This window comes from Ochrobactrum sp. EDr1-4 (genome assembly GCF_049199085.1).
Classification (GTDB): Bacteria; Pseudomonadota; Alphaproteobacteria; order Rhizobiales; family Rhizobiaceae; genus Brucella.
Genome location: NZ_JBLZOF010000004.1, coordinates 129,482 through 146,385, shown reverse-complemented (window position 1 = coordinate 146,385; position 16,904 = coordinate 129,482). Strand labels below are relative to the sequence as shown.

Genomic DNA, 16,904 nt, shown 5'->3' with positions numbered 1-16,904 from the left:
TCTTATAATATGCGGCCTTTCAGTTTTAAATCTTGTCGAGCAGATTGCGCTTTTGCAAGTTTTGGATCAGCGCTCGAATGCCAAAAGTCCATTCGGCACAATTATCAGTACGATCAACCCAGTTGACGAGACGTCCGAGCTTGGGCGTTGAAATTTCAACCTTGTCGCCGATTTCGTGCGTGAAGCCTTGGCCTGCGCCGCGACGGTCTTTCACTGGTGCAAACATCGTGCCGAGGAAAAGAACTGCACCATCCGGGTATTGGTGATTACGGTTCATCATCTGGCCAGCAAGGTTTTCCGGATCGCGGCTGATCGCTTCCATCGGGCTTTCACCGGTCATTTCAAAGCCATCAGTTCCGGTAACATGTAACGAAAGCTTAAGCTTGCGCAGAACATCCATGGTGAACTCACCGTCGAAGAGACGGATGAACGGGCCAATGGCGCAGGATGCATTGTTGTCCTTGGCTTTGCCGAGCAGAAGCGCCGAGCGACCTTCAACATCACGCAGATTAACGTCATTGCCAAGCGTTGCGCCGACAATGCGGCCATCGGAGGCAACAGCAAGCACAACTTCTGGCTCTGGGTTGTTCCACTGCGAGATTGGCAGAATGCCGACTGTTGCACCACAACCCATCGAAGACATTGGCTGCGATTTTGTGAAAATTTCCGCATCCGGTCCAATGCCGACTTCGAGATATTGCGACCAGAGGCCCATATCCTGAAGAAGAGCTTTAACCTGTGCGGCTTTTTCAGAGCCAGCAGCGACGCCGCGCAGACTGTCGCCGATAACAGGCGCCAGACGCTTGCGTACTTCCAACGCACGGGTCGGGTCTCCCTTTGCCTGTTCTTCGATTACACGTTCAAGCATACTGTCGGCAAAGGTTACGCCCGCTGCCTTGATCGACTGGAGATCAATCGGTGCAAGCAACTCGCCTTTTTCGCCGGAAAGATAATCATCAAGTGCGCCAAGATCAGCAAAGCGGCTTACGTCTTTCAACTCGGCTAACAGATCTTTGCGCTCCAGAAGCCCTGAAACGGTTGCCGAAATGCTGGATAGATCATGAACATGACCGTTGGCGACGAGTACAGGGCAGGGGCCGTTTTCGGCCTTGGACCATACGCGTCCGATAAGCACTGCGGAAGCGCTGTCTTCTGGCAGAATGATGGACGAGTTCAAAGTATGCTTGTCTTGCACGGATATTCCTCCCGGTGTGTTCAGTTCAAAATGCGAATTTAAATTGGGTGCGGAGGTCGAACGACGCCAAGTTTCGTATCTTATGGGCTTTCGGCCCTGCAAACGGCATCACAATTTAACTCCTCCAAATTATATTGTTGGGTTGTCTGATAACTGTATAATCGGCATTTGAAAACTACTTTTATGCGTAGCTTGTTTGAAACATGGCGATTTTTGGAGATGCGTTCCCGCAATTTAGCGCAGAACCTGGTTATAAAAATCTGGCTGTCAGCTTTCGCTTGACTTGATAAAAAACTCACTACAAATCAATGGCAGAGGATACAGGGGAGCAGCATACGATGTTCGGTGAAATCAGACGTAACGAACAGCTTCCCGCTCGTATTGCTTCTGAAATTGTCCGCCAGATAAGTGAAGGCAGTTGGTTGCCGGGGCATAAATTGCCCACGGAGCATAGTCTCGCCCAAAGCTTTGGTGTTAGTCGTTCCGTCATCCGGGAGGCGATTGCCCAATTGCGTAACGAAGGGCTTATTGAAACCCGGCAGGGTGTCGGTGCCTTCGTGACCGAGCCCGATCGCCGCCATGCTATTCGCATTGAGCCTGAAACATTGGCCGACCGTGATCATTTCCGCAGTCTCTTTCAGTTGCGTATGGCGCTGGAAATTGAGGCTGCGGGGCTTGCTGCGGTGCATCACACCGCAGACGATTTGCGCAAGTTGGATGAAGCCTTAGCTGAGATGACCGGCGGTGAAAAATGGTCCGATGATGGGATCGCCGCTGACCTCACATTCCATCGTGCGCTTGCGAGCGCTACACACAATGAATATTTCCCTCTGGTGCTAGGCTTTATTGCGGAACGTATCAGTCAGGCCATCCGCGCAGCGCGAGCGCGTGCAGTTCTGGAGGAAATTGTCGAGATCACCATCGCTGAGCATGTTGCCATTCGTGATGCGATTGCTGCGCGTGATCCGCTGAAAGCGCGTGACGTTATGCGCCTCCATGTTGTTGGAGCTGCAAACCGCGTTAATCTTCAGCTCGAAACATTTTAAGGATCTTGAACGTGCATATTGTTGTGATGGGTGTTTCTGGTTCTGGAAAGTCAACGGTTGGCGAAAAACTCGCAGAGGCGCTCAATTTGCCTTTTCTGGAGGGCGATAGCCTGCATCCACAATCCAATGTCGATAAGATGGTGGCTGGAATTCCGTTGCAGGATGAAGACCGCTGGCCTTGGCTGGATCAGATTGGTGATCGGCTCGCCGCTGCCCATAACGGTATTGTGGTATCTTGCTCATCGTTGAAAAAGAGCTATCGCGACCGAATGCGTGCGGCTTCTGGCGGTTCGCTGATGTTTGTCTTTCTTGATGGTAGTTTTGACGTTTTACATCAGCATATGGGGCAAAGGTCTGGCCACTTCATGCCGGTTAAAATGCTGGAAAGCCAGCTTGCGACACTTGAAAGCCCCGTTGGTGAAGCGCTGGTTTTCCGTGTGGATGTTGCTGACCCAATCGAGAAAATCGTTATGGAAAGTCTCGACTGGGTTCGTTCTCTAAAGGACGAGCTATCGTAGAGGCCAGAAGAACATCAGTGCTGGTACAGTCACCAGTGCGATGATGATCGATAAGGGCAACCCAAGCCTTGGATAGTCGCTGAACTTATAGCCTCCTGGCCCCATGACAAGCGTATTGCATTGATGGCCGATTGGTGTGAGGAAATCGCAACCCGCACCAATTGCGACAGCCATCAAGAAGGCTTCCGGTTTGAAGCCAAGTCCGGAGGCAAAGCTTGTGGCAATAGGTGCCATGACAAGCACGGTTGCAGCATTGTTGAGAAATGGCGTTACCATCATGGCTGTGACGAGAATAAGCGCCAGGGCACCATATGGTGGCAATTCATGACCGATGCTGGAAAGCCATTGTGCAATGAGTTCGGTTCCGCCGGTGGTGCGCAGCGCGTCTGACACGGGTATCAGCGCTGCAAGCATGACCAGAATTGGCCCATCGATTTCGTCATAGACCTCGTTGATAGGAATAACTTTAAATAGCAGCATGGCGACCGCCGCCGCGAAGAACGCTATTGCCACCGGCACAAGGCTGAAAGCGGTCGCTCCAATTGCTGCGATCAGAATGCAAAGCGGAATAAGTGCGCGTCTGACACTGCCGAGCATGAGCTTGCGACGTGCGAGCGGCAACAGTTCATATTCGGTCAGGAAGTTTGAGAGATTGGCTTGTCTGCCTTGCAGAACAACGACATCGCCAAAGCTTAATCGCACTTCGCTCAGCCTCTCTGAAATGCGCTGGCCGGGACGACTGACAGCCAGTAGGTTGATTTCATAACGTGCATAAAGATCAAGCTGTTGCGCATTGAGGCCAACGAGGCGGGAATTGGTTCCGATAACGGCTTCAACAGTTTCAATCTCAGTCGAACCGCTTGTGTCCGATGGATTGCGGTTTTTGGACAGCGTGAGTTTGCCAGAGCTGACAACAGTATCCAGTGCCTTCGGATCGCCTTCTAGGAGCACGATATCATTTTCGGCAAGCATCGTATCGGGCAGCGGAGTGATGCGGCTGTTCTTGCGAATGATCGACGTCACCATAGCCTCGCCTTCGGCGGGCTTTATGAGGTCGCTGATGCGCTTTCCCAAGACCGAAGAATTTGCGGCAACGCTTGCTTCCGAGGCGTAGTTTTTGATCTTGATGGCATCATCCAGTGATACGCTTTCGCGCGTGCGCTGCGGCACAAGCCAATAGAACGAGACCAGATAAATAAGGCCCACAACTGCCAGAACTGCACCAACCGGGGTGAAGTCAAACATGGTGAAAGGTTCGCCAACCATTTCGCCACGAATGCGCGACACAACGATGTTGGGTGAAGTGCCCACCTGCGTCATTAATCCGCCAAGCAGCGCACCAAATGCCATCGGCATCAGAAAGGTAGAAGGCGACACATTTGAACGCCGCGCGAACTGAAAAGCGACCGGGATCATGATGGCGAGTGCGCCAACATTTTTAACAAAGGCGGATAACACTGTGACGATTGCCACAAGCACTGCAAGCTGTAATCGCACACTGTTCAGGTCGGGGAGAAAACGCTGAACTGCCTCTTGCATTAGGCCGGAACGCGCCACACCAGCGCTTACGATTAGCGCGCTACCGACAATGATGACAATATCATCGCTGAAACCTGTAAAGGCCTGATCAAATGGGACGACGCCGACAGCGACAGCCAAAAGCAGCGAACACAGAGCGACAATATCGTAGCGAAACTTGCCCCAGATAAATGCCCCCATCATGAGAATAATCACTGCGAAGGACAGTATCTGCTGGTGGGTCATTCTATGCGCATTCCTCAAAAAGAGAAAAATATTCTACTGCTGTGTAGCGCATAAAATCCAAAACGAAAACGGCTAATAAAAGGGATTTATTATGTTTCGGGCGCTCAGTTTCCTGAACGCCCGGCATTGAAATTAGTTGCTTACGCGGCGACCGTCAGCACCAAAAATATGTATATTTTTTGCTGATGCGCCGATTTTCACTACTTCATCCACCGAATGCTCGGAGCGGCCGGGAACGCGGAAGATCAACGGCTTGCCATCAGTGAGCGAGCTATGGATATAGCTTTCTGCACCAACCAGCTCGATGGCCTCAATACGAACTTCGGTATTGAAACCATCAGCTTCCGCTTCACCATTCTCGATGATGCGAATGTCTTCCGGACGCACACCGAAGGTATATTTGTCTGACGGTAGCGTCACAGCCTTGCCCGGCTGCCAGACATTGTTCTCTCCGCTTTCCAGCAGGTTCATCGATGGTGAACCGATGAAGGTCGCAACGAAGGTCGAAGCTGGCTTTTCGTAAAGCTCGATTGGTGTGCCGACTTGCTCGATATTACCGGCGTTCAACACCACAAGACGATCTGCCATGGTCATGGCTTCCATCTGGTCGTGTGTCACATAAACGCTGGTTGTTCCTAGCGAACGCTGCAGGCGTTTAATTTCAACGCGCATCTGCACGCGCAATTTTGCGTCGAGGTTCGATAACGGTTCATCGAAAAGGAATGCGGATGGTTCACGAACAATCGCGCGACCCATAGCAACACGCTGACGTTGACCGCCGGAAAGCTGACGTGGCTTGCGATCAAGGAACTGCTCAATTTCGAGCGCCTTCGCTGCCTTTGCAATGCGGCGTTCGATTTCGTCCTTCGGTGTTTTGCGATTTTTCAGGCCGTAGGCGAGGTTATCGCGTACGGACATATGCGGATAAAGCGCATAGTTCTGAAACACCATTGCGATGTCGCGTTCGGCTGGTTCCACATCGTTGACAACGCGGTCACCGATGGAGATCGTGCCACCGCTGATGCCTTCAAGGCCTGCAATCATACGCAAAAGTGTGGATTTACCGCAGCCCGATGGGCCGACGAGAACGACGAATTCACCGTCCTGAATATCCAGCGAAACGCCTTTGATGACTTCAACACCGCCGCCATAGCTCTTGCGGACATTATCAAGAATGATCTTGCTCATTATTTTTCCGTTTCCACGAGACCTTTGACGAACCAACGCTGCATGAGAACAACAACAAGGATCGGCGGTATAATAGCCAGAATGGCCGTAACCATGACGTAATTCCACGGCGTGGAAGCATCGGCGAAATCGACCATACGGCGCAGGCCGATAATGATCGTGTTCATTTTCGCATCATTGGTGACGAGCAGGGGCCATAGATACTGGGTCCAGCCATAAATGAAGAGAATGACGAAGAGGGCAGCAATGTTTGTCTTCGACAGTGGCAGCAGAATATCACGCATAAAGCGGAACGGTCCTGCATTATCAATGCGTGCGGCTTCCACCAATTCGCCGGGAATTGTGAGGAAGAATTGACGGAACAGGAACGTTGCCGTTGCAGACGCCATAAGTGGCAGTGTCAGACCCGCGTAGGTGTCGATCATGCCAAGATCCACAATGACCTTATAGGTCGGCAGAATACGCACTTCGACTGGCAGCATCAGCGTGACGAAGATCATCCAGAAGAAAAACATGCGGAATGGAAAGCGAAAGAATACAATCGCGAATGCCGACATGAACGAGATGATGATTTTGCCAACTGCGATGAGCATTGCCACCACAAATGAGTTCCAGAGAAGACGCTCTAAGCTGACACCAACCACACGCTCGACGCCACCGAAAATGGCTTCATTGTAGTTTTCCAGCATATGCCCACCGGGAACAAGCTGAATTGGTGGGCGAATAATGTCGCCTGAAGTCAGCGTCGAAGCGACGAAGGTGTAATAAATCGGAAAGGCGACAACGATGATCCCGATGATCAGGATCAGATGACCTAACAGATTTGAGACTGGGCGTTTTTCTATCATGTTCGCCTCACTCACGAATAATGCACGCGCTTCTCAATGAAGCGGAACTGGAATGCGGTCAGGGCGATTACGATAATCATCAGAATAACCGACTGCGCCGAGGAGGAGCCGAGGTTAAGATTGACGAAGCCGTCGTTATAAACCTTGTAGACCAGGGTTTCGGTGGCTTTGGCTGGGCCGCCGCCGGTTACAGCATGAATGATGCCGAATGTGTCGAAGAAGGCGTAAACCGTGTTGACCACCAACAGGAAGAAGGTCGTCGGTGCCAAAAGCGGGAAAACAATCGACCAGAAACGCCGTGCACCACGTGCGCCATCAATGGCCGCAGCTTCAATCAGCGATTTTGGGATTGCCTGAAGGCCCGCAACAAAGAACAGGAAATTATAGGAAATCTGCTTCCATGCGGCAGCACCCACAATCATCGCCATTGCCTGATTGCCATTTAGCAGCGGGTCCCATGCGAAACCTGCGCTACGCAGCATATAAGCCAGTGTACCCATGGCAGGGTTGAACATGAACAGCCAGAGCATACCGGCGACGGCAGGCGCTACAGCATAAGGCCAGATTAGCAGTGTGCGATAAAATGTCTTGCCGCGAATAACTTTATCGGCGGCGGTTGCAAGCAACAAGGCTGCGCCCATCGCGACAAATGCCGTCAGGAGATTGAAAACAATCGTCACCTGAACAGAATGAAGGTAATTCGGATCAGACAGAACATTGGTAAAATTGGCTAATCCAACAAATGTCGATTTCAATCCAAAAGCGTCTTCACGCATGAAGGACTGATAAATAGCCTGACTTGCTGGCCAGAAAAAGAAGATCACAGTCAATATGATCTGCGGGGCCAGCAGCAAATAGGGTAAGATTTTGTTTGGAAACGTAACATTTTGCACGGGGAGTTTCCTTGCGGATAGCAATGCCGCCAAACCCTTTGAGGTCAGGCGGCACGCTCTAGTTCATCAGATTATTGTGCGGCTGCAATCGCGTCGTTTGCACGCTTAACAGCATTGTCGAGAGCAGTTTTTGCATCCTGCTTACCGCCAAGCATCGCTTCATATTCTTCGTTCAGAATATCACGAACTTGCGGCAGGTTGACGAGGCGAACGCCCTTTGAGTTTTCGGTTGGCGCTTTGCCCATCATCTGAAGGATTGGCGTTTCACGGCCCGGGTTCTTTTCATAGAAGTCCGAGTTCTTCGTTGCTTCATAAGCAGCCATCGTCACAGGCAGATAGCCTGACTTTTCATGCAGCTTCTGCTGGATGTTGGTCTGCGAAAGGAAGTTGAAGAACTGTGCAATACCCTTGTACTGGTCATCGCTGAGGCCAGCAAACACCCAGAGGCTTGCGCCGCCTGGAATGGTGTTCTGTGGGCCATGACCTTCGTAATAAGGAAGCTGGCCGATACCGTAATTCATGCCAGACTTGATGATGTCGCCAAGACCGCCTGACGATTCAGTCAGGATCGCGCATTCGCCAGAGGTGAAGAGCTGCTTGGCTTCCGAAGTACGACCGCCATAACGGAAGGTACCGTCTTTAGCGAGGTCAGCAATAGCCTGAAAATGTTCAACAAAAAGCGGTTCGTTGATTTTAAGCTCAACATTGGTGCCGCCGAGACCATTTTCATTGGTTCCGTAGGAAACATTGTTCCATGCGGAGAAGTTTTCAGTCTGAATCCATGTCAGCCATGTCGAGGTAAAGCCGCAAGGGGAAGCGCCGCTTGCCTTGATCTTTTTGGCAGCGTCGAAAACTTCCGGCCATGTCTTTGGTGGGTTGTTTTCGTCAAGGCCAGCTTTCTTGAAAGCGTCCTTGTTGTAATAAAGGATTGGCGAAGAGGAATTGTAAGGGAACGACAGCATGGTGCCGTCTGGCTTTGAATAATATGCAACAATGCCCGGCAGATATTGCGACTTGTCGAACTTATAGCCACCTTTTTCGAGCACTTCCGCTGCCGGCACCATGGCGCCTTCAGCAGCCATCATCACACCGCTACCAGCATCAAAAACCTGAATGATTGCCGGTGGCTGCTTGGAACGGAACGCGGCAATGCCTGCATTCAACGTTTCTGGGTAGCTGCCTTTATAGACTGGAACGATTTTGTATTCGCTCTGGCTTTCGTTGAACTCTTTGGAAAGCTCATTGACCATTTCGTTGTTTGCGCCGGTCATGCCGTGCCACCAGCTTAGCTCTGTCTGTGCGAAAGCCTGTGAACCAAGGGTTAGGGCAAGGGCGCCAGTCAGCGCTGAAGTTGTGATCAGACGGGTAAGCATATTTCCTCCTCGGAAATGAGGTTTCGTGAACTTCAAGAACGGATTCGTTCCACTCTTAAGGTTCCGATACCTGCATTATGGTTATTACACTTATATGACTGCAAATTCGCTATAGGGCAACTTTTCTCTCCCTTAATAGAATAAAACCGAAAATGTTAATTGGCGAAAGGAAAAAAAACGAAAAAGAAACGATAATTATGTGCAGAAGATGTGGATAGTGGTCCGAACCGATCATCAATAGAGTTTGCAATTTCGGTTTTGGGATCAGCTACCCGTTTTTGAGGTCTTAGCAAAAATATTTATCACTCTTATAAAGCCCAATTAAAAATTCAGCAAACTCATGGACTTGCACCACCAGTCGAATCCCAATTATGTGGCTTTCTTCAAAGCTGCTAATGTAATGTTAGGCTCATTTCTCGGCGGCTTTAAATAAACACTAATTTTCACATGCGGGCAGTCCATCGTCCGAGAATGCCTGACGGAGTTTTTATGCCCATCCATTCCGACTGGAATGCAGCCTCGTTGTCTGCAAAGCATTATTCCAGGACATGGAGCAAGGATGAGCCGGGTGGCGTCATCATTGGTTTTGATCTTGAGGGTGTGAAATTCGCTTATGCCGGAGGGCTGGAGAGCCTTTCGACGGGCACTCCTTTTACAGCGAATACCGTTGTTCGCTATGCTTCGATCACCAAGCATATTTTCTGCGCGATGCTGTTGCGCCATTCCGACTTGATTGGTCTTAATGATCGGATCGGCGACCACTTGCCGGAATTGCAGTGCCCGCTTGCTGACGTTACCGTCGCGCGTGCGCTGGATATGACGGGTGGTTTACCGGATGCGCGCGAGTGCCTGACGCTGTTGGGACTATCCGTATATTCGCATACGAATGCAGCAAGCCTGATTGAGTTCCTTGCCAGTTTGGAGCGGCTTAACTTTCCGGCTGGTGCGGAAATATCTTATTCCAATACAGGCTATAGACTGATTGAAGCGGCATTCGAACGTAAGGGAATTTTTTTCAAAGACTTTGTGCGATCAGAATTAAGCCACCCGCTTAATATCTGTATGGAAGCCCCCAATGAGTGGGCCGATCCTGTGAAAGGTCTTGTTCCGGGTTACTTTAAAGCAAACGGAAAATGGCAGCAAAGCAGTGCGGGATTGCATCTTTCCGCATCTGGCAGTGTGGCTGGTAGCGGCATGGCGCTCACAAAATGGGCGCAGGCACTTTTGGCCGGTCATGGCGCTTTGAATGGATTGCTTTCGACGTTGTCTGCTGAGCATTTTCTAAATGACGGTCGTCCGACAGGATATGGCCTTGGTTTGCGTTGGAATGACATCGACGGGAAGCGGTTTATTGGTCATGGCGGCTCGCATCCGGGCTATAAAAGCTATTTCTTGCTCGATCCGGTTGATAAAACCGGCATAGTCGTTGTCTGTAATCGCGAAGATGCCGATACATATACAATCGCACGTGATTGCATGGCGGCTCTGAACGGTCTTTCATTGCCCGAAAAGACGTCTGCCATCCCTGATGGATTGTACGTCACTGACACTGGACCATTTTGGCTCGAAATGCGTGAAGGCGTAGCAAATTATCTTGGCGCGGAAGATAGGCTTTATGATGTGGGGCAAGATTGGGCTTCTTCCTTATCTCCATCATCGCCGATGAAATTGCGGTGGGGTGGTGATGTTCTGCAAGGTGAAATTGGTCATGTGAGGCGCGAATTCCGACCAGTACATCCAAAACCAGCCGGTCAAGAATTTGACGGACAATGGAATGCATCGCTTTATGGCGCGTCGCTCACCGTGGATAATGGTCACATTATTATGGGTATAGGACCGGCGCGTCAGGTCATGCCGCTTGAAGATTTGGGTAATGGGCGGGCTTTGTTTACGCTGCAGGATGGGCCTTGGAGCAAACGCATCTGCATGCATCTTCTGGACGAAAACAGGCTTGAATTGGTTCTTAACCGAAGCCGGGTCATCGAATATCAGCGTTGAAGTTGCTTCATTGTGTTATTTTCGGGAAATTGATTCCGAAAATGATTTGAATGGAGTGAGCCAATGTTGGAACAGATGATTGATCAGGGCGCCGGTCGCGAACCCGCAGACATCGTGTTGAAAGGTGGCCGCTTCTTCGATCTCGTAACTGGTGAACTGGTTGAAAGCGATATTGCAATCTGCGGTGATCGCATTGTTGGTACGTTCGGTACATATCAGGGCAAGCAGGAAATCGATATCAGCGGGCGTATTGTCGTTCCGGGGTTTATCGATACGCATCTCCATATTGAATCATCACACATTACACCGCATGAGTTTGATCGTTGCGTGCTCCCGCAGGGTGTTACAACTGTCGTTTGCGATCCGCATGAGATCGCCAATGTGCTGGGCGCCGAAGGTTTAAAATATTTCCTTGATAGCTCGCTTGAGACGATCATGGATATTCGTGTGCAACTTTCGAGCTGCGTACCAGCTACGCATATGGAGACATCGGGCGCGGAGCTTCTGATCGACGATCTTTTGCCGTTTGCCGATCATCCAAAGGTAATTGGCCTCGCTGAGTTTATGAATTTCCCCGGCGTTCTTTCGAAAGACCCTGCATGCATGGCGAAGCTCAAAGCCTTTCAGGGACGTCATATCGATGGTCACGCACCTCTTCTGCGCGGGCTTGACCTGAATGGCTATATTTCAGCGGGTATTCGTACAGAGCATGAAGCGACAAGTGCCGAAGAAGCATTAGAGAAAATGCGTAAAGGCATGCATGTGCTCGTGCGTGAGGGATCGGTCTCGAAAGACCTGCATGCGCTAATGCCGATCATCACTGAACGACATTCGCAATTCTTGTCATTATGCACCGATGATCGCAATCCGCTCGATATCGCAGATCAGGGCCATCTTGATTATCTGATCCGCACAGCCATTGCTGGAGGCGTTGAGCCGCTAGCGATTTATCGCGCGGCAAGTGTTTCGGCAGCGCGCGCGTTTGGGATGCATGATCGTGGCCTAGTGGCGCCGGGGCAGCGCGCCGATCTCGTGATCGTTGATAGTCTTGAAGGCTGTCATGCAGAAATCGTGCTTTCTGCGGGCAGGGTGGTTTCGGAAGAGTTGTTCGCAACCCGCAAAACGGTTGCCGCAGTTGGTCGTAACAGCGTTAAGGCGCAAAGGGTCAGTGCAACGAATTTCCGGTCGCAATCTAACAGCGGCAAGACCCGTGCCATCGGTATTATTCCCGGCAAGATCATCACCGAAAGCTTAGAATTCGATCTTAAAGTTGGTCCGCATGGCGTTGAACCCGATCTTGAACGCGATGTCGTGAAAATTGCAGTCGTCGAGCGCCACGGCAAAAATGGCAATATCGCAACGGGCTTTGTGCATGGTTTTGGCCTGAAAGCCGGAGCTATTGCGTCAACCGTCAGTCACGATAGCCATAACATCTGCGTGGTCGGCGTTTCCGACGAAGATATTGCTGTTGCTGCAAATCGTCTTGGTGAAATCGAGGGCGGATTTGTTGTTGTGCGCGATGGGAAAGTTCTTGCCGAAATGCCTTTGCCAATAGCCGGATTGATGAGTGCTGAGCCATATGAAACAGTACGCGAACAATTGCGCACGCTGCGTCATGCAGCGGAAGAACTCGGATCCGTGCTGGAAGAGCCGTTTCTTCAATTGGCTTTCATTGCTTTGCCGGTTATTCCGCATCTGAAGATCACAGATCGTGGTTTGGTCGATGTCGATAAGTTTGAATTTGTTGGCAACTGAGTGGACTGACTTCACCGTCATAATTGCATTAATCTAATTTGCTAACGCATTGGCAGAAATTGGGTTTTTGATATGCAGTTTTTGAATACTTTCGACTTTTTCCCGTTTCTCGATACGGCAGTGAGTTACACTGCCGCTTTCATTTTTGGTACATTGATCGGAGCTGAGCGTCAGTATCGTCAGCGAACGGCGGGCTTGCGAACCAATGCGCTGGTCGCACTTGGCGCTGCTGCTTTTGTTGATCTGGCAGCGCGTCTTGCAGGCAACGCGGAAGCTTTACGGGTTATCGCCTATGTGGTTTCGGGCGTCGGGTTCCTCGGTGCCGGTGTCATCATGAAAGAGGGCATGAATGTTCGCGGCCTTAACACGGCTGCGACGCTCTGGTGTTCCGCAGCCGTTGGCGCATGTGCTGGCACTGATATGCTGGCCGAAGCAGCTCTTTTGACGGTCTTTGTTCTGCTGGGAAATACGCTGCTTCGCCCGCTGGTCAATCTCATCAATCGCATACCGGTCGATCAACAGGCACTTGAGCAAACTTATGAAGTTCGCGTTATCGCTTCTCACAAAGCGATGGAAGAAATGCGCGAGCTGCTCGTTGAGAAGCTGGAAGAGGCGAAATATCCGGTTGGCGATGTGGAGATTTCTGATCGCAATGCTGAGACGGTCGAAATTCTCGCGACCCTTGTGAGTACGTCGATTGACCCGGAAGAAATTGATGCTGTTACGCAGTTCATGGAAAGGCATCCGGGCGTATTTTATGCCGGTTGGGAAGGCAGTTCGAAAGACTGATTAGCGATCAATCCGTGTCGATAGAATGATCGAAGACATGGTGCGTTCGACGCCTTCGAGCGCACCGATTTTGTCGAGAACAATATCCAATTCCTGAATCGACGGCGCTTCAACCACCACAATCATGTCGAAATGACCGCTGACAGAATGCAATGTACGCACAGCCATGATGCCGCGCAGTGCCGTTTCCACCTTTGGTGCAAACTTCGGTAGCGCCGTTACAAGCACATGCGCGCGCACCAGATCGCGCTCAAATTCTGGAGCGATTCGAACGGTATAGCCTTCAATTACGCCCCGCTTTTCCAGCTTTTCCAGCCTGCTTTGTACGGTCGTGCGTGACACACTGAGCTTCCGTGCGAGGTCGGCAGTGGATGCACGTGCGTTTTCACGTAGCAGTGCGATAAGGGCAAGGTCGGCATTTGTCGTCATAATGCATATTAAGTACGTCATATTGCACAAACAAACAACGTGAAATCGTCAGTTTATACGCTTCTTTTCGCCGAAAAATATGAGATTCTTTGTCTATCGAAATTGCATTACCCAAACAGACCTATAGGGGAATAAACATGAAAGAGATCGTTGTTGTAGGCGCGGGCAAAATTGGCGCGACCATTGCCGATCTTCTGGCTTCGACTGGTGATTATGCTGTAACGGTTATCGATCGTTCGCAGGCACAGCTTGATGCGCTGGACACTGGTGCAGAAGTTAAGACGAAGGCGCTCGACATTGCAGACGCCAAGGCGCTTGAAGCTGTTCTGGCCGGTAAGTTCGCAGTTCTCAGCGCGGCTCCATTCCAGCTCACCACGCTGATCGCAGAAGCTGCAGCCAAGACTGGCGTGCATTACCTTGATCTGACCGAAGACGTTGCAAGCACCAAGCGCGTCATGGAACTGGCGAAGGATGCAAACACTGCATTCATTCCACAGTGCGGTCTGGCTCCAGGCTTTATTTCGATCGTTGCTTACGATCTCGCAAAGCGCTTTGACACACTGGAAAACGTCCGTATGCGCGTTGGCGCTCTGCCAGAATTCCCATCGAATGCTCTTAACTACAATCTCACATGGAGCACCGACGGCCTGATCAACGAATATATCGAACCATGTGAAGCTATCGTCAACGGCCAGCTGACCAAGGTTCCGGCTCTTGAAGAGCGCGAAGAGTTCTCGCTCGACGGCGTAACCTACGAGGCTTTCAACACTTCGGGTGGTCTAGGCACGCTTTGTGATACGCTTGAAGGCAAGGTCCGCACGCTTAACTACCGCACGATCCGTTACCCAGGTCACGTAGCGCTTATGAAGGCGCTGCTGAACGATCTTGGCCTGCGTCATCGTCGTGAAGTGCTCAAGGACATTTTTGAGAATGCTCTGCCAAGCACATTGCAGGACGTTATCGTGATCTTCGTTACTGTTTCGGGAATGAAGAACGGCCGTCTGGTTCAGGAAACCTATGCGAACAAGGTTTACGCCAATCAGGTTGGCAAGATCGTTCGCTCTGGCATCCAGATCACAACTGCTTCGGCAATCTGTGCTGTGCTCGATATGCTTGCTAAGGGTGAAATTGCGCAGAAGGGCTTTGTTCGTCAGGAAGACATCACGCTTGATGCATTCCTCGCAAACCGCTTCGGCAAAGCCTATGCTCAGGAAGATCACGCAACGCGTCTTGTTGCCTGAAAGCACCGTTAAGGCCATATCAAGACCCGTTGCGTTTTACACGCAGCGGGTCATTTTGCGTTTGAATATGACCAAAGTTGCAATTGAATTTGTTCGGCTTTGCGGGCAATCCGGACTGAGAAATCAAATGGCCCGAAACTAAAAGTGGAATAGGGAAGCGATGTTTAAAACAATTTTGCTGGCCGGTCTGGCCTCCGTTGTTCTAGCCATGCCTGTGCAGGCAAAGGAATGGAAAGAAATTCGTATTGCCAGTGAGGGCGCCTATCCGCCTTTCAACTACATGTCGCCTGACGGCAAGCTGATTGGCTTTGACATCGATATTGCCAATGCGCTTTGCGAAGCAATGGAAGCCAAGTGTGAAATCGTCGCCAATGATTGGGACGGCATGATTCCGGGTCTTCAGGCCAACAAGTTCGATGCCGTTATTGCCTCGATGGCGATTACGCCAGAGCGCGAAAAGCAGGTTGCTTTCTCCGAACGCTATTACACAACGCCACTGGCCGTTGTGGTTCCGAAAGACACCGACATTACCTCGCTTGAACCGTCAGCATTTGACGGCAAGACAGTCGGGGCTCAGGCTGGCACGACACAGGGCAATTATGCCGATGATGTCTATGGCAAGGCCGGCGCGGATGTGAAGCTTTACCCAACTGCCGACGAAGCCAATGCCGATCTTGAGAACGGCCGTATCGATGCGATTGCGGCTGATAAGTTTTTGGCTGCAGATTGGTTGAAAAAGCAGGGCGCTGATTGCTGCAAGTTCCTTGGCGATATTCCGGGCTCGGAAACCAAGATTTCGGTCGCTCTGCGTCAAGGCGACGATGATCTGCGTGAACAGTTCAATGCGGCGATTAAAAAGATCCGTGACAACGGTACTTACGAGACGATCCGGCAGAAATATTTCGACTTCGATATTTATTGATAGAATTTATGAGCGTCGCCAAATGTTTAACTTGAAACTGGCGGCGCTCAGTGCTTCATTCGATCCATAATATTGTGGGCGGGAAACCTGCAAAACAGAACCATAACAACGGTCAAGGGGAATATTATGTTGAAATCTATCCTGTTCGCAGGCTTTGCTTCCATTATAGCCGCACTTCCAGCGCAGGCTAAGGAATGGAAGGAGATCAAGATTGCAACGGAAGGTGCTTATCCGCCATTCAACTTCGTTGCAGCTGATGGAACATTGCAAGGGCTGGACGTTGAGATTGCCAATGCGCTTTGCAAGGCGATGGATGCGAAATGCACGATTGTCGCTAATGACTGGGACGGCATGATTCCGGGCCTCCAGACCAACAAGTTTGATGCTGTTATTGCATCAATGAGTGTGACGGAAGAGCGCCAGAAGCAGGTTTCCTTCACCGACAAATATTATTCCACACCGCTTTCCGTGGCAGTTCCAAAAGATAGCACGATCACGTCGCTTGATGCAGAAGCTTTCAAGGGGAAGAGCATCGGCGCACAGGGATCGACCACGCAGGGCACTTATGCCGAAGACGTTTATGGCAAAGCTGGTGCGGACGTTAAACTCTATCCGACTGCTGATGAAGCCAATGCCGATCTTAAAAGCGGTCGCCTTGATGCAGTGATTTCGGATAAGTTTCCGATTTCTGACTGGATCAAGGCTGATGGCGCGGATTGCTGCAAGCTGATTGGGGATGTGCCCGGTACGCAGACAGACACGGCTATTGCGGTGCGTCAGGGTGACAATGATCTGCGCGAGCAGTTCAATGTGGCCATCAAGAAAATTCGCGACGACGGCACCTATGCAACGATCGTGAAGAAATATTTCGACTTTGATATTTATTGATCGAAGATAAGTGACTTGTAAAAGTTACGCTAGTTTGATGTATGAATGCGCGCACTG

At 50.7% G+C, this 16,904-nt stretch carries 15 protein-coding genes; 8 read left to right on the top strand and 7 right to left on the bottom strand.

Annotation, left to right across the window (positions count from 1 at the left end):
* Positions 1-25: 25 nt before the first annotated feature.
* On the bottom strand, positions 26-1,195 hold the full coding sequence (locus ACOZHT_RS15565) for a fumarylacetoacetate hydrolase family protein (RefSeq protein WP_421565971.1): 1,170 nt from the start codon (positions 1,193-1,195) through the stop codon (positions 26-28).
* A gap of 338 nt (positions 1,196-1,533) precedes the next feature.
* On the opposite strand from ACOZHT_RS15565, the gene ACOZHT_RS15560 reads away from it, so the two are divergent.
* Entirely contained in the window at positions 1,534-2,241 is a 708-nt protein-coding gene (locus tag ACOZHT_RS15560; protein WP_339512743.1) for a FadR/GntR family transcriptional regulator, read from the top strand.
* 26 nt (positions 2,242-2,267) lie between these two features.
* Positions 2,268-2,759: a gluconokinase gene (locus tag ACOZHT_RS15555; RefSeq protein WP_339512868.1), complete on the top strand. Its 492-nt coding sequence runs from the start codon at positions 2,268-2,270 to the stop codon at positions 2,757-2,759.
* Here ACOZHT_RS15555 and ACOZHT_RS15550 read toward each other — a convergent pair.
* The 5 genes from ACOZHT_RS15550 to ugpB form a co-directional block, all read right to left on the bottom strand.
* Positions 2,751-4,523 carry an SLC13 family permease gene (locus ACOZHT_RS15550; RefSeq protein WP_339512745.1) on the bottom strand — a complete coding sequence of 591 codons (1,773 nt, stop codon included), beginning with the start codon at positions 4,521-4,523 and terminating at the stop codon, positions 2,751-2,753. The genes ACOZHT_RS15555 and ACOZHT_RS15550 overlap by 9 nt on opposite strands.
* Positions 4,524-4,655: 132 nt before the next feature.
* Positions 4,656-5,711, bottom strand: coding sequence for a sn-glycerol-3-phosphate import ATP-binding protein UgpC (locus ACOZHT_RS15545; protein ID WP_339512747.1), 1,056 nt, complete (start codon positions 5,709-5,711; stop codon positions 4,656-4,658).
* The gene (gene ugpE / locus ACOZHT_RS15540) at positions 5,711-6,559 is read right to left on the bottom strand and encodes a sn-glycerol-3-phosphate ABC transporter permease UgpE (RefSeq protein ID WP_339512749.1); all 849 of its coding nucleotides are present in this window, start codon (positions 6,557-6,559) and stop codon (positions 5,711-5,713) included. The genes ACOZHT_RS15545 and ugpE overlap by 1 nt, the downstream gene beginning before the upstream one ends.
* 11 nt (positions 6,560-6,570) lie before the next feature.
* On the bottom strand, positions 6,571-7,452 hold the full coding sequence (ugpA, locus tag ACOZHT_RS15535) for a sn-glycerol-3-phosphate ABC transporter permease UgpA (RefSeq protein ID WP_250042341.1): 882 nt from the start codon (positions 7,450-7,452) through the stop codon (positions 6,571-6,573).
* A 71-nt stretch (positions 7,453-7,523) separates the two neighbouring features.
* The gene (gene ugpB / locus ACOZHT_RS15530; protein ID WP_339512752.1) at positions 7,524-8,825 is read right to left on the bottom strand and encodes a sn-glycerol-3-phosphate ABC transporter substrate-binding protein UgpB; all 1,302 of its coding nucleotides are present in this window, start codon (positions 8,823-8,825) and stop codon (positions 7,524-7,526) included.
* A gap of 489 nt (positions 8,826-9,314) precedes the next feature.
* Between ugpB and ACOZHT_RS15525 the strand changes: the two genes are divergently transcribed.
* The 3 genes from ACOZHT_RS15525 to ACOZHT_RS15515 all read left to right on the top strand — a co-directional run bounded on the left by ACOZHT_RS15525 (position 9,315) and on the right by ACOZHT_RS15515 (position 13,367).
* Positions 9,315-10,823: a serine hydrolase domain-containing protein gene (locus tag ACOZHT_RS15525; RefSeq protein WP_339512754.1), complete on the top strand. Its 1,509-nt coding sequence runs from the start codon at positions 9,315-9,317 to the stop codon at positions 10,821-10,823.
* A gap of 63 nt (positions 10,824-10,886) precedes the next feature.
* Positions 10,887-12,578 carry an adenine deaminase gene (gene ade / locus ACOZHT_RS15520; protein WP_421565970.1) on the top strand — a complete coding sequence of 564 codons (1,692 nt, stop codon included), beginning with the start codon at positions 10,887-10,889 and terminating at the stop codon, positions 12,576-12,578.
* A 72-nt stretch (positions 12,579-12,650) separates the two neighbouring features.
* On the top strand, positions 12,651-13,367 hold the full coding sequence (locus ACOZHT_RS15515) for an MgtC/SapB family protein (protein ID WP_339512756.1): 717 nt from the start codon (positions 12,651-12,653) through the stop codon (positions 13,365-13,367).
* Here ACOZHT_RS15515 and ACOZHT_RS15510 read toward each other — a convergent pair whose 3' ends face one another.
* On the bottom strand, positions 13,368-13,796 hold the full coding sequence (locus ACOZHT_RS15510) for an Lrp/AsnC family transcriptional regulator (protein ID WP_339512758.1): 429 nt from the start codon (positions 13,794-13,796) through the stop codon (positions 13,368-13,370). It lies immediately after the preceding gene.
* 101 nt (positions 13,797-13,897) lie between these two features.
* Between ACOZHT_RS15510 and ACOZHT_RS15505 the strand changes: the two genes are divergently transcribed.
* The 3 genes from ACOZHT_RS15505 to ACOZHT_RS15495 all read left to right on the top strand — a co-directional run bounded on the left by ACOZHT_RS15505 (position 13,898) and on the right by ACOZHT_RS15495 (position 16,847).
* The gene (locus tag ACOZHT_RS15505) at positions 13,898-15,037 is read left to right on the top strand and encodes a saccharopine dehydrogenase family protein (protein WP_339512870.1); all 1,140 of its coding nucleotides are present in this window, start codon (positions 13,898-13,900) and stop codon (positions 15,035-15,037) included.
* A gap of 160 nt (positions 15,038-15,197) precedes the next feature.
* Entirely contained in the window at positions 15,198-15,959 is a 762-nt protein-coding gene (locus ACOZHT_RS15500) for an ABC transporter substrate-binding protein (RefSeq protein WP_421565969.1), read from the top strand.
* A gap of 126 nt (positions 15,960-16,085) precedes the next feature.
* Entirely contained in the window at positions 16,086-16,847 is a 762-nt protein-coding gene (locus tag ACOZHT_RS15495; RefSeq protein WP_339512762.1) for an ABC transporter substrate-binding protein, read from the top strand.
* Positions 16,848-16,904: the final 57 nt, after the last annotated feature.

What these genes read in the sequence shown, in the direction of transcription:
- ACOZHT_RS15500 (WP_421565969.1), top strand. Translation starts at nt 15,198, where the DNA reads ATGTTTAAAACAATTTTGCTGGCCGGTCTGGCCTCCGTTGTTCTAGCC.
- ACOZHT_RS15495 (WP_339512762.1), top strand. Translation starts at nt 16,086, where the DNA reads ATGTTGAAATCTATCCTGTTCGCAGGCTTTGCTTCCATTATAGCCGCA.
- ugpB (WP_339512752.1), bottom strand. Translation starts at nt 8,825, where the DNA reads ATGCTTACCCGTCTGATCACAACTTCAGCGCTGACTGGCGCCCTTGCC.
- ACOZHT_RS15545 (WP_339512747.1), bottom strand. Translation starts at nt 5,711, where the DNA reads ATGAGCAAGATCATTCTTGATAATGTCCGCAAGAGCTATGGCGGCGGT.
- ACOZHT_RS15550 (WP_339512745.1), bottom strand. Translation starts at nt 4,523, where the DNA reads ATGACCCACCAGCAGATACTGTCCTTCGCAGTGATTATTCTCATGATG.
- ugpE (WP_339512749.1), bottom strand. Translation starts at nt 6,559, where the DNA reads ATGATAGAAAAACGCCCAGTCTCAAATCTGTTAGGTCATCTGATCCTG.
- ACOZHT_RS15510 (WP_339512758.1), bottom strand. Translation starts at nt 13,796, where the DNA reads ATGACGACAAATGCCGACCTTGCCCTTATCGCACTGCTACGTGAAAAC.
- ACOZHT_RS15515 (WP_339512756.1), top strand. Translation starts at nt 12,651, where the DNA reads ATGCAGTTTTTGAATACTTTCGACTTTTTCCCGTTTCTCGATACGGCA.
- ACOZHT_RS15525 (WP_339512754.1), top strand. Translation starts at nt 9,315, where the DNA reads ATGCCCATCCATTCCGACTGGAATGCAGCCTCGTTGTCTGCAAAGCAT.
- ACOZHT_RS15555 (WP_339512868.1), top strand. Translation starts at nt 2,268, where the DNA reads ATGGGTGTTTCTGGTTCTGGAAAGTCAACGGTTGGCGAAAAACTCGCA.
- ACOZHT_RS15560 (WP_339512743.1), top strand. Translation starts at nt 1,534, where the DNA reads ATGTTCGGTGAAATCAGACGTAACGAACAGCTTCCCGCTCGTATTGCT.
- ade (WP_421565970.1), top strand. Translation starts at nt 10,887, where the DNA reads ATGTTGGAACAGATGATTGATCAGGGCGCCGGTCGCGAACCCGCAGAC.